The sequence below is a fragment of the Lapillicoccus sp. genome (assembly GCF_025353065.1).
In the GTDB taxonomy this organism is placed as follows: Bacteria; Actinomycetota; Actinomycetes; order Actinomycetales; family Dermatophilaceae; genus Lapillicoccus.
On sequence record NZ_JANXRJ010000084.1, the window covers coordinates 23,572 to 36,273 of the forward strand.

7 protein-coding genes are annotated in these 12,702 nt (G+C 71.4%); 3 read left to right on the plus strand and 4 right to left on the minus strand.

Translation table 11 applies throughout. The features are described from left to right. Positions 1 to 20: 20 nt before the first annotated feature. Positions 21 to 1,121: a mandelate racemase/muconate lactonizing enzyme family protein gene (locus Q0R63_RS07175; protein WP_295695763.1), complete on the plus strand. Its 1,101-nt coding sequence runs from the start codon at positions 21 to 23 to the stop codon at positions 1,119 to 1,121. Positions 1,122 to 1,170: 49 nt separating this feature from the next. On the opposite strand, the gene Q0R63_RS07180 is transcribed toward Q0R63_RS07175, so the two are convergent. The 4 genes from Q0R63_RS07180 to Q0R63_RS07195 form a co-directional block, all read right to left on the minus strand. After that, positions 1,171 to 2,049 carry a DNA-formamidopyrimidine glycosylase family protein gene (locus tag Q0R63_RS07180; protein ID WP_295695766.1) on the minus strand — a complete coding sequence of 293 codons (879 nt, stop codon included), beginning with the start codon at positions 2,047 to 2,049 and terminating at the stop codon, positions 1,171 to 1,173. Between the two features lie 51 nt (positions 2,050 to 2,100). After that, positions 2,101 to 7,116 (minus strand): ATP-dependent helicase, encoded by a 5,016-nt coding sequence (locus Q0R63_RS07185; protein ID WP_295695768.1) that lies wholly within the window; start codon positions 7,114 to 7,116, stop codon positions 2,101 to 2,103. A gap of 89 nt (positions 7,117 to 7,205) precedes the next feature. Beyond that, positions 7,206 to 8,750, minus strand: a complete 1,545-nt coding sequence (locus tag Q0R63_RS07190; protein ID WP_295695770.1) for a DUF3352 domain-containing protein — start codon at positions 8,748 to 8,750, stop codon at positions 7,206 to 7,208. Between the two features lie 210 nt (positions 8,751 to 8,960). Further along, positions 8,961 to 11,417: an immune inhibitor A domain-containing protein gene (locus Q0R63_RS07195; RefSeq protein WP_295695772.1), complete on the minus strand. Its 2,457-nt coding sequence runs from the start codon at positions 11,415 to 11,417 to the stop codon at positions 8,961 to 8,963. Between the two features lie 157 nt (positions 11,418 to 11,574). Between Q0R63_RS07195 and Q0R63_RS07200 the strand changes: the two genes are divergently transcribed. Next, positions 11,575 to 11,805: a DUF3046 domain-containing protein gene (locus tag Q0R63_RS07200; protein WP_295695774.1), complete on the plus strand. Its 231-nt coding sequence runs from the start codon at positions 11,575 to 11,577 to the stop codon at positions 11,803 to 11,805. A 236-nt stretch (positions 11,806 to 12,041) separates the two neighbouring features. Continuing rightward, positions 12,042 to 12,702: recombinase RecA (gene recA, locus Q0R63_RS07205; protein ID WP_295695776.1), on the plus strand; the 661-nt coding region annotated here is incomplete at its 3' end.

Sequence of the window (12,702 nt, forward strand, 5' to 3'; positions counted from 1 at the left end):
AGTCGGTCTCCTGCGCCCGGTTGAGCGTCCCGCTCCATACCCCCTTCGTGACGGCGTTGCGCCGCACCCAGACGTCCGAGACCCTCGTCGTGCGCGTCGCCGACTCTGACGGTGTGGTCGGATGGGGTGAGGCTCCGCAGGTCTGGCAGGTGACCGGGGAGTCGTTGGCCGGGGCCACGGCGTGCGTCGAGGAGATGCTCACGCCATGCGTCGTGGGCCGCGACGTCGACGACTGGCCGGACGCCGCGGGCGCTGTCCAGCGGGCGGTGGCCCGCAACTTCGGCGCGAAGGCCGCCCTCGACGTCGCCCTCCACGACCTGGTGGCACGACGCGCGGGTATGCCGCTCCCGGACCTCCTGCGCACGCTCACCCCGACCTCCGGCGGACCCGACGCGGATCTGCCCACCGCCGCCGCCGCGGGGGCCACGGTATCGACCGACGTGACGTTGTCCGCGGGCAGCGCCGACGACCTCGCCACCGCTGCGACAGGGCGCGTGGCCGAGGGCTTCACGACCCTGAAGATGAAGGTGGGCACCGATCCCCGCACCGACGTCGCGCGGGTGCGTGCGGTGCGTGACGCGGTGGGGCCGGGCGTGACGATCCGGCTCGACGCCAACCAGGGGTGGTCGCCTGCGGAGGCGGTCGAGGTGGTGCTGGCTCTGGAGGACGCCGACCTCGGGGTCGAGCTCGTGGAGCAGCCGGTGGCCGGCGACGACGTCGAGGGGCTCGCCTGGGTGCGGGCTCGCGTCGGTCTGCCGATCATGGCCGACGAGGCGCTCTACTCCCTCCTCGACCTCGACCGGATCCTGCGGCTCGGAGCCGCCGACATGGTCAACGTCAAGCTCGCGAAGTGCGGCTCGCTCGGCGTCGCCCTCGAGCTGCTGCGTCGGGCGGCAGACCACGGCCTCGGCACGATCGTCGGCTCGATGATGGAGAGCCACATCGGCGTCGGGGCGGCGGCCGCCCTCGTGGCCGCACGACCGACGACCCTCACCAGCGACCTCGACGCCGCGTGGTGGGGAGCCCGATCGCCGGTCGTCGGAGGGATCACCTACGACGGGCCGACGATCACCCTGCCTGACACGCCCGGTCTGGGGATCGGCCGGCTCGTCGCGGACTGAGTCACTTTCCCGCCCCGCGTCCGAGGTCCTGACGTGGTCGGGTGGGCCGTCAGCGCCGGTTGCGGTAAGCCGTCTTCGCCGGCTTCGCCGTCCCCGACCCGAGGGGGCGCTGCTGACGGCCGTCGTCGGTCGGACCCAGCCCGCCCTGACAGCTCGGGCAGTAGAACATCGTCCGCTCGCGGGGGGCGTCGCCGATCATCGCGACGCGGACGGTCGTGCCGCACCGCAGGCAGGGACGGCCGGACCGCCCGTGGACGAAGTGCCACTCCCCCCGGTCGCCGCGACCGGTCGTCCGCTGAACGGCGCCCTCCTTGCCGCGGTCGAGCAGCAGGTGGGCCCGCTCGACCAGGGATGCGACTGCGGTGGGGGCGAGCTCGGCGGCGGGAGTCCAGGGTGGGAGGCGCTCGAGGAAGAGCGACTCCGCGGCATACATCGTGCCGACGCCCGCCAGATTCCGCTGGTCGAGGAGGGCGGCGCCGATGGTCGTCGGGCTGGCCGCGAGCCGGCGCGCGGCCTCGGCAGGATCCCAGCCGGGGCCGAGGACATCGGGCCCGAGGTGGCCGACGAGGGTGTGCTCGGCCGAGGTGGGGACGGCGTGGAGGTCGCCGAGCCGCAACCCCACGGCGGTATAGGCCTCGGCTCCGAGGAGGGCCCGGATCTGGAGGTTGGCCAGCGACCGTGCGGTCAGCGAGGCCGTGTGCTCGATGCGCCACTGCCCCTCCATCCGCAGGTGCGAGTGCACGGTGACGCCGCCGCTCAGTCGGTGGAGGATGTTCTTCCCCCGGGGAACGACCTCGAGGGTGGTCCGACCGACCAGGTCGATGGTGGAGAGCTCGGGCCAGCGGAGGTCGGCGAGGACCAACGGCTGCCCGGCCAGCGCCTGGTCGAGCCGGTGGGCGGTGCGGTAGACCGTGTCACCCTCGGGCACGGGTCACCCTCTGCCGCGGGGTCATCGTGTGCGGGGTCATCGTCCGAAGGGTCATCGTCGGAGCCGCAGCCCACGGGGGGTGGCGTGGAACCCGGCGCGAGCCAGGGCCTCCTCCAGGGGGTGACCCGACCCGAGCACCTGGGCCCCGTCGGTCTTCTCGACCGTGAGGCGGCCGAGGGCACCCTCGCGCACCGCCAGGGCCAGCGCATCGGCGGCGGCCTGCAGCGGCGCGAGTTCGTCGGTCCAGGTCAGCAGGGTCCGGCCGCCGCGCTCGACGTAGAGGATGAGCTCACCGTCGACCATGACCACGAGAGCGCCGGCCTTGCGGCCGGGCTGGTGACCCCGGGCGACGGCCCCGGTGGAGACCCCGGCAGGTGCGGAGAGGGCATCCTCATCACGTGAGCGACCATGTGTGACAGCTGGATTGGACGCTGGCACGAAGCCGGGTGTCGTCGGGGAGGTCCCCGCTGCCGAGGATCTCGGCGAGCGCGCGCCGATGGACTGCTCCTCCGGAGCACGGGCGCCGTCGGTCGGGCGGTCGGGCCAGGGCAGGGCGGCGCCGTAGGGACTGGCGGGGTCGCAGGCTGCCAGCACGATCGCCGGGGCGTCGTCCCCCGATCGTGCGGAGACCCCCACGGCACGGCTCTGCGCCCGGAGCCGGTCGACGGCCCCGGTCGAGGCGAACTGGGCTGCCCCCAGGCCCTCGACGAAGTAGCCGCGCCGCACCCGGCCGGACTCCTCGGCGGCGGCGAGGACACGGTAGACGCCGGCGAACCCGCCGGGGACGGCCTCCGCCATGACGCTGCCGCGGGTGACCACGCCGTAGCGGTCGAGCAGCACCTCGGCCGTGGCGTAGGCGACGAGCGTGGCGTCCGTCTCGGTGTCGGGCAGCAGCGCCCAGCGGCCGGCCGCGGCCGGCGGGCCGCTGCGGACCGGCATGGTCGGCCGCGCCGGGCCACGGCCGGCACCGCCGATCCCTCCGAGACCGGAAGGCCCACCCAGGGTGCTGGGCCGACCGGCATACCGGCCTCGTCGCGGGCCGACCTGGCGGCGCTTGTGGGCGGTCCGTCCGCCGGCGAGCAGGGCGCGCAGTGGCGTGAGGGTGTCGTTGGTGAGCCGGCCGGACCAGACGAGGTCCCAGACGACGGTCAACAGCGCCTCGTCGTCGGTGCTGCCGACGGCGTCGGAGAGCGACCGGAAGAAGTAGGCGCCGCCGCCGGCGAGGGCCCCGAGCACACCGTGGTGGAGGTCACCGAGGTCGATGCTCTCGTCGGGTGGGGGCATGGTCAGGGGGGCGAGGTCGGCGAGGTGCAGCGAGACCCAGCCGTCGTCACCCGGCAGCGACCCGTGGCCCCGCCAGACGACGTCACCGCCGGACATCAGCTCGTCGAGCATCGCCGGGGTGTAGCCGCTGACCCGGCCCGGCAGGACGAGGGTCTCGAGGGCGCTCGCGGGGACGACCGCGCCACCGAGCTGCTCCACCGCCCGGATCAGGCCCTCCTGGCCGCGCAGGCCGCCGCCCACCCCCTGCCAGCTCGGCAGGAAGCGGGCCAGGTCGGAGCTCGTGACCGGCTCGACCTCGGCCCGCAACGCCGCGAGCGAGCGCCGCCGCAGGGTGCGGAGCACTCCGGCGTCGCAGTAGTCGAGCCCTCCCGCCCCGGCGCCCGTGGGGTCGGGCCGGAGCGCCCCCTCGACGACGCGACCGGCGCTCACCAGTCGGCGGAGCGCGTCGGCGACAACGGCCGAGCCGAGGCCCAGCCACGACGCGAGGTCGGAGGCCGGGAAGGGTCCGTGCGTGCGCGCGTAGCGGGCGACGAGGTCTCCGAGCGGATCGGGGACGGGCTGCTGGAAGATGTCCGGAACCCCGACCGGCAGTGAGCTGCCGAGGGCGTCGCGCAGCCTCGAGGCGTCCTCGATGGCCGCCCATCGCTCCTCGCCGGCGACCCGCACCCGGATGACCTGGCGGGTGCCTTCGAGCTCGACGAGCCAGCCCCCCACGCTGCGGGAGTCGGTGCCGTCCACGGTGCGCGCGACGATCGCCTCCAGGGGCAGCGCCCCCAGCGAGCGGAGCATGTCGACGACGTCCTCGCCGTCTCGACAGCGACGATTCTCGTCGAGCCGCTGCAGCTCTGCCTCGGTCCGGGCGACAGCCTCGGGGTCGAGCAGGTCACGGAGGCTGAGCCCGTCGCCCCGGCCGAGCAGCTCCGCCAGCAGCGTCGGGTCGAGCGAGAGCGCCGCCGCTCGTCGTTCGGCCAGTGGGGAATCGCCCTCGTAGATGAACTGGGCGACGTAGCCGAAGGTCAGGGACCGCGCGAACGGCGAGGGGTGGGCCGTCTCGACATCGACCGTGGTGATCTCGCGGGAGCCGATGCGGCGCATCAGGTCGGTCAGGCCGGGCACGTCGAAGACGTCCTGGACGCACTCGCGGACGGCTTCGAGGATGATGGGGAAGGAGGGGTACTGGCTGGCGACCTCGAGCAGCTGGGCCGACCGTTGGCGCTGCTGCCAGAGCGCCTGTCGACGGTCGGGTCGCCGGCGCGGGAGCAGCAGAGCCCGCGCGGCGCACTCGCGGAACCGGGAGGCGAACAGGGCCGACCCGCCGATCTGTTCGGTCACGAGGTCGTGGACCTCGGCGGGGTCGAGGAGGATGAGGGACAGCAGCTCGTCGGCCACCCGCTGGGCGCCCTTGGCCCGCGAGCGGGAGTCGCTCGGGTCGACGTTGCCGTCCTCGGCGCCGGTGATCTCGTCGAACTCGAGGTCGGGCAGCCGGAAGACGATGCCGTCGTCGCCGTGCATCGCCTGGACGTCGACGCCGAACCGCTCGCGCATCCGGGCCGAGACGCAGAGCGCCCACGGCGCGTGGACCGGAGCGCCGTAGGGGGACAGGACCGCGATCCGCCAGTCACCCAGCTCGTCGCGGAACCGCTCGACCACGATCGTCTTGTCGCTCGGGAGGTGGCGGGTGGCCTCCTTCTGCTCCTCGAGGTAGGCGAGGAGGTTGTCGGTCGCCCAGGCGTCCAGACCGGCGAGGCCGACCCGGGCCCGGGCCTTCTCGGGTGAGAGCGCCCCCACCTCGCGGACGAAGGCGCCGACGGCCTGGCCGAGCTCGGTGGGTCGCCCGAGGGAGTCGCCCTTCCAGAACGGCAACCGGCCCGGCAGGCCGGGCGCGGGGGAGACCAGGACGCGGTCGTGCGTGATGTCCTCGATCCGCCAGCTCGAGGTGCCGAGGGTGAAGACGTCACCGATGCGGGACTCGTAGACCATCTCCTCGTCGAGCTCGCCCACCCGACGTCCGGTGCCCTCGGAACCGGCGAGGAACACGGCATACAGACCCCGGTCGGGGATCGTGCCCCCCGAGGTGACCGCGAGCCGCTGGGCTCCGCGCCGGCCGCTGAGGACGCCCGTGACCCGGTCCCAGACGAGCCGGGGTCGCAGCTCGGCGAACTCGTCGGAGGGGTAGCGCCCGGCGAGCATGTCGAGGACGGACTCGAGGACGGACCGCGGCAGCGCCGCGAACGGGGCGGCTCCGCGCACGATCTTCTCGAGGTCGTCGACGGCCCAGTCGTCGAGGGCGCACATCGCGACGATCTGCTGGGCGAGGACGTCGAGCGGGTTGGCGACGACGGCGAGCGCCTCGATGCGACCCGCCCGCATCCGCTCGACGACGACCGCGGTCTGGACGAGGTCACCGCGGAACTTGGGGAAGAGGACCCCCCGCGACACCGCCCCGACCTGGTGCCCGGCCCGGCCGACACGCTGGAGACCGCTCGCGACGCTCGGCGGGGACTCGACCTGGATGACGAGGTCGACCGCGCCCATGTCGATGCCGAGCTCGAGGCTGCTCGTCGCGACCACGGCGGGCAGCAGGCCGGCCTTGAGCGCGTTCTCGATCTCGGACCGCTGCTCCTTGCTGACCGAGCCGTGGTGCGCCCGCGCCAGCAGTGGGGCGGCGCCGGTCGATGCGCCCGACTGCGCCATGGTCTGCGCGGGTGCGCTGCCGGGCCGGCCGCTGACGGCGGCGACGAGCGGCTCCCAGTCGACCTCATCTCCATCGTCTTCTGCGTCGTGCGGTGCAGCAGCGGTCTGCTCGTCCAGCTCGGCCTGCTCGTCGAGCTGGGTCTGGGCCAGCCGCTCCTGCCAGATCTCGTTGAGGCGGGCCGTGAGCCGTTCGGCGAGCCGGCGCGAGTTGGCGAAGACGAGGGTTGAGCGGTGGGCGGCCACGAGGTCGACGATGCGCTCCTCGACGTGCGGCCAGATCGACGCGCGCTGAGGTTCGCCGGCGGCGGGACCGGTGAGGTCCTCGGTCACCTCGCCGAGCGAGGACATGTCGGCGAGCGGGACGACGACCTTGAGGTCCCACTCCTTGGTCGACTCCGGCTGCACGATGTCGACCGGGCGGCCTCCCGCGAGGAAACGCGCCACCTCCTCGACCGGACGCACGGTCGCCGACAGCCCGATGCGTTGGGCCGGCTTGGGCAGGAGGGCGTCGAGGCGCTCGAGGCTGACCGCGAGGTGGGCGCCCCGCTTGGTGCCCGCGACCGCGTGCACCTCGTCGAGGATGACCGTCTCGATGCCGACGAGCGCTTCCCGGGCGCTCGAGGTGAGCATCAGGAACAGCGACTCGGGCGTGGTGATGAGGATGTCGGTGGGCGCCCGGTTGAAAGAGCGCCGTTCCTGCTGCGAGGTGTCACCGGAGCGGACCGAGACGCCGATGTCGGGCATCGTCTCGCCCAGCCGTGTCGCTGCGTGCCCGATGCCCACCAGGGGTGAGCGGAGGTTGCGCTCGACGTCGACCGCGAGAGCCTTGAGCGGAGAGACGTAGAGCACCCGGCACCGGGCGAGCTTCTCGGCGGGCGGAGGAGTGCTCGCGAGGCGGTCGAGGGCCCAGAGGAACGCGGACAGCGTCTTTCCTGAACCTGTGGGCGCCACGACGAGCGCATGGTGCCCGGAGCTGATGGCCTCCCAGGCGCCGGCCTGCGCCGGGGTGGGCACCGAGAACGACCCCCGGAACCACGCTGCGGTGGCGGGGGAGAAGCGATCGAGCACGTCGGGAGCGGAGGTGGCCATCAGAAGGACACCCTGCCATCAGCCACCGACAACGGTCTACGCGGACGTCCCGCGGGTGCCTGCGCAGACCGATGTCGAGGCGTCAGAGATCAGTTGCCGACAAGTCGCATCGAGAACGTGCCCGTACCGTCGCCGGGAGTCGTGACCGAGAGACCCACCCCGGTCAGCGAGGAGACGACGTCGCGGTAGGCCGCCGGCACCTGGTCGAGGTAGGTGGGCTTGAGCGCGCCGAGGTCGGCGAAGGCCACCACTGACGCCGTGTCACCGCCGACGACCGCCTTCTTGAAGAGATCGGTGGCGCCGAGCCCGCCGCTGGCCCGGAGTCGGGCCACATACGCGTCGGTCGTGGCGAGGTAGACGGTGTTGCCGTCGACACCGTGCTTGACGACGTTGTCGACACTGCCGAGCTGGCTCAGTTTCGTGACGAGGCCGTCGACCTTCGGGCCATCGGCGGTCACGTCCTTGATCCCGACCGTCGGGAGGTTGGCGCTGGACAGGGACGTGAGGTCCTGTTTCGGCAGGGCGAGCGTGAGACTCTGCCCGAGGACGAGCTGGAGGTCGCCCGGGAGGGTCACCCCGAGCTGGCTCTCGACCTGGGAGATCGTGTCGGCCGGGAGGGCCTTGGAGATCTGCGGCCACATCGCGCCCACCGCGTCGCCCAGACCGTTGACCTGGAGTGCCGCCATGGTGTCGTCGGGCAGGGACGCCGCGCCTGCGCCCTTTTGCGCACCCGAGCTCTTGCCCAGGGCCTGGCCACCGCGGAACGAGCCCGCGAGCTCGACGTAGTCGGCGTCGAAGCGGAGCGCCACCGAGACCCGGCCGGCCGCGGCCAGCTGCGAGGGGTCCACCGGCGTCGACCCGGCGGCAAGGCTCTTGACGAGGTCCCCGAGCCCCTTCGAGTCGACCCACGCCGAGGCGATGCCGGTGTCGCCGAGTGCGGACATGTCACCGGTGTAGGTCGAGTTCGTCGCGAGGGACCCCTTCGCGAGGTCGGCGAGCACCGCTGCGCCGTCACCCTTCGGCGTCATCAGCGCGAAGCCGTCCTTCGTCGTGACATCGAGGTCGGCGCCCCCGCCCGCCGTCGTGGAGATCTTGTTGATACCCGCCTGCGCCTTCGCTTCGTCCTTGACGGCGACGGCGATGACGACATGAGGCTTGTCCTTGGTGCCACCCGGCAGGAGGGCGAGACCGGCCCGGTCGCCGAGCCAGGGCTCGACGTCGGTCGTGTAGTCGAGCGACTTCAGCTTCGGCTCGGCGTCGACCACGAAGGTCCAGAGCGTCTTCTTGACGTCGGGGTCCGTGCCCTGCTTGGCCACCTGGGGCAGCTTGCCCAGGAAGCGGGTAGCGGCGATCTTCTGCCCGACGGACGGATCGGCATCGAACCGCACATAAGCCAGGGCGGTTGCGGGGATGACGCTGTCGGGCTGCCCGCCGTGCGGCGCGAGCCGGGCCTGGTAGGCGAACGCGCCTCCCCCGACGAGCAGCACCGCCGTGGCGGCTCCTCCGATGAGCAGGCCGCGCGTGGTACCGCGGCCCTGCGGAGCGGGCCCGAAGCTGAGCTGGTCGGCACCCTCCGTCCCCGCCGGCTGGTGCTGCGGGTCGAACGGACCCTGTGGGCCCGGGTACTGGGACATGACGGTGTTCCCCCTGAGAAATTCCTGACTACTGACCCGCGCATCGTAAGTCAGGTAGCCGACACCCGCCGACAAAATCTACACATACTGTCCATTCCGTTATCGGGTCCTGCACCTCGCACGACGTGGAGTCACCACCGACGAGGGCGACCCCGCCGTAGCGGAGTCGCCCTCGCGGTCGAGATCGCGGCTGGCTGCCGCCGGGACGGGCTACGTCGTGGGGCTGGTGCCGACCTTGACCGTCATCGACGTGCCCTGCTGCTTCACCACGGTCATCGTGACCCCGGCGCCCGCGACCTTGACCCCGGTGAACGGCTGCTCGGCGCGCCAGTAGGACGTCGTGTCGTCGAACACCGGCTGCGCCGCCCGACCGCGGACGTAGCTGGGCTGGCCGTTGACGTGCAGGGTGAACGACTCCGCCTTCCGGAGTGAGAAGGGGGCGTCGTAGGTCTGGATCCGGCCACGCCAGAAGGCGCCTGTGAGGTTCGCCAACAGGTCGGGGTGGGCGTCGACCGGCAGGACCAGTCCGGCTCCCGGGTGCTGGGTCGTGTTGTTGTCGCTGTAGGAGGTGTCCCAGTAGTTGACGAGCAGGCCCTCTTGGTAGGGGAAGAACTCGACCTTGTCCGGGGCCGCGGTCCCGAAGCCGAAGTTGTAGGGCCCGTGCTGGAGGTAGCGGTCGTAGAACACCCGGGAGCGGTTGCTCGCCAGGTAGTACTGGTCGAAGGCCGTGCTCTGGACCGCGCCCACAACGGTGGAGCCGGTGGCCGTCCAGCCGTTGGCGCCGGCCTCGGCGCCGTCGGTGAACACGGTCGTGGTCCCCGCGGTGAGGGCGATGTCGTCCGCGAAGAAGCCGGTACCGCCCGCGGCGCCGTCGGTGGCGTAGCGGAACCGCAGGCCGACGGTCGACCCGGCATACGCGGACATGTCGAAGGTTGCGGGCTGGTAGCCGTCGCTCGTGCCGTCGATCCCATTGCCCTCGGCCGCGGTGGTGATGGAGCCGGGGATCGCCTTCCAGCCGGAGCCGTTGTCCACCTCGACGTAGGCGTAGTCGCACGCATCGGCACCGCAGTCCTCGATGTCCCAGCTCGCCTTGAAGGTGAGCTGCGACGTACCGGCCGGCACCACCACCTGACGGGTGAGAGAGGTGTTGAGGTCGTCACCCTTGCCGCTCCACCACTGCTTCGTCCCTTCGGGAGGCGTGGGCAGCGTCGAGGTGACCTGCTTCTTGGGCAGGACCACGACGACCCCCTGGGCCTTGGCGGAGTTGTACTCGTGCGGGCCGAGGTCGATCGTCTTCTGCTGACCGGCGAGGACCACCTCGTAGTCCAGCCAGCCGAGCTGGAGCTTGTCCCAGACCCCGAGGTCGGCCGGGCGGGTGCCGATACCCTCGTCGCCCTTGGCGCGCGCCCTGGACTGGGCCATCAGGGTCCACCAGTTCACGGCGGTGTCGCCGCCCCCTGCGGTGTCGTAGTGGTCGGGCAGACCGAGGTCGTGGCCGTACTCGTGGGCGAAGACCGAGAGCCCGCCGTTCTCCGGCTGGACGGTGTAGTCGGCGACCCACAGGCCGGTCGTGCCGATCTGGGTCCCGCCGATGGGGAAGTTGGCCGGGCCGGGACCCTGCTCGCCGGACTGGAAGGCACGCCAGCGGTGCGACCAGATGGCGTCCTCACCCTGTTGCGGGTCACCGTCGGCCTGGTCGCCCCCGGCGTGGACGACCTGGAAGTGGTCGATGTAGCCGTCGGGCTCGTTGAAGTTGCCGTCACCGTCGTAGTCGTAGCGGTCCCACTGGTCGAAGGAGGTGAGGTCGGTCTTGATCTGGGCGTCGGTGCGCCCGGTCGCCTTCTGGTCGAGGACCCACTGGTCGAGGGCGTCCTTGAGGAGGTTCCACGTGTTGGAACAGACGATGCCGGTGCACGGGAAACCATTGCTGCGGCCGTAGCGGGCCTCGTTGTACTTGACCTTCACCCAGTCGGTCACGGTTCCGTCCACGGAGTACCGACCCGAGGACTGCTTCTCGTAGTAGGTCTTGAGGGACTCGACCCCGGAGCCGGCGCCGAAGTAGAGCTGGCGGTAGTGCTCGGGGGAGTAGTGCTTCTGCCAGATGGTCGAGTTGTCCTTCGTCCGGTCGGGTTCGGTGATCTGGTTGCGTCGCGGACCCTGGAAGGTGGTCGGGCCAGCGGTCGCCGGGTCGGTGTCCACGTCGCCGTAGCGGGGGTCGATGTCCGTGGCGCGCGTGTTGCCGAACTCCGCCAGCACGACGAAGATCTTGTCGGTCTTCTCGCGGGAGAGCTCGACGTACTGGTCCACCTTCTTCGGCGTCACCGTCTGGCCGGCCTTGGCCTGGGCCTTCTGGGCGGCGGTCAACGGCACGCTCTTGGTGCCGACCTTGACGACCTGCGAGCCGCCCCGCGACTCGACCTTGGCCGTCCCCTTGATGACGGCCTGGACGGCCTCCTGACGCAGCTCCGACTGCTTGGCCGCGAGCGGGTCCGCGAGGTCCGCCGTACCGCCCGTGTCGGAACTGGCGGTGTCGCCGGCCGAACTGCCGGCGGGACTGGTGTTCGCCGTCGCGGTCGCCACGGACCCGGCGGTGGCCGGTGACGTCGTGGCGAGAGCGAGGCCGCCGACCAGGGTGAGGCAGGCGGCGCCGATAAGTGCCCTTCGCATGCAAGAACCTCCATGGGTGTAATGCTGTGAATTCTCCGAGAGAAGCATCGGAAAATGCTGAGTGGGATGACCGTAGCCGTTGGTCCACCATCTGGACAGGGGGATGGCCAACTTCTTGCGTGTCGGGGGCCGCCGACGGTGTGGCAAAATCGCCGACGTGCGGCTGAGCGTCTTCTGGACCCTGATGAACGACGAGTTCGAGGCGGGGTATGCCACCTCGCTCGCTCGTGACCACACGGTGCTGACCCTTGGTGGGCGCACGGTCGACGAGGCGCTCGAGGCCGGCATACCGGCTCGGGAGGTGTGGGACGCGATCTGCGACGAGATGGACGTGCCGGCGGAACGCCGGTTCGGCAAGGAGCCGGAGCGCCTCAGACGCCGTCCATGACGCGACCGCGAGAAGTGGGCGTGTCGCTGTGGTCGGGTCGAACACCTGTTCGGTAGGTTGTGCACATGGGGTAGGCCCGTCGTCCCACGATCCACAGGCCTGCTGAACGACCTCGTGCGATGTCGGTCCCTACTCCTAACGTCTGATCTGACAACACGTCCGGCCGGCAGCACGGTCGAATGCGATGCGGGTCGCAGGTGGACGACCGACACGACTCAGAAAGCACGGTGGAAGACATGCCAGCTGGCCCTCCGGATCGCGACAAGGCGATCGAGATGGTTCTCGGCCAGATCGAGAAGCAGCACGGCAAGGGCGCGATCATGCGCCTGGGTGACGAGACACGGCTGCCGATCGAGGTGATCCCGACGGGCTCGATCGCGCTCGACGTGGCCCTGGGCATCGGCGGGCTCCCGCGCGGCCGGGTCGTCGAGATCTACGGACCGGAGTCGAGCGGCAAGACGACCGTCGCCCTCCATGCGGTCGCCAACGCGCAGAAGGCGGGCGGGATCGCGGCCTTCATCGACGCGGAGCACGCACTCGACCCGGAGTACGCCAAGAAGCTCGGCGTCGACACCGACGGTCTCCTCGTCTCCCAGCCCGACACGGGGGAGCAGGCCCTGGAGATCGCCGACATGCTCATCCGCTCCGGCGCCATCGACATCATCGTCATCGACTCCGTCGCCGCACTCGTGCCCCGCGCCGAGATCGAGGGCGAGATGGGTGACAGCCACGTCGGTCTCCAGGCTCGGCTGATGTCCCAGGCGCTGCGCAAGCTCACCGGCGGGCTCAGCCAGACCAACACGACCATGATCTTCATCAACCAGCTGCGCGAGAAGATCGGCGTATTCTTCGGCTCGCCGGAGACCACCGCCGGCGGCAAGGCCCTCAAGTTCTACG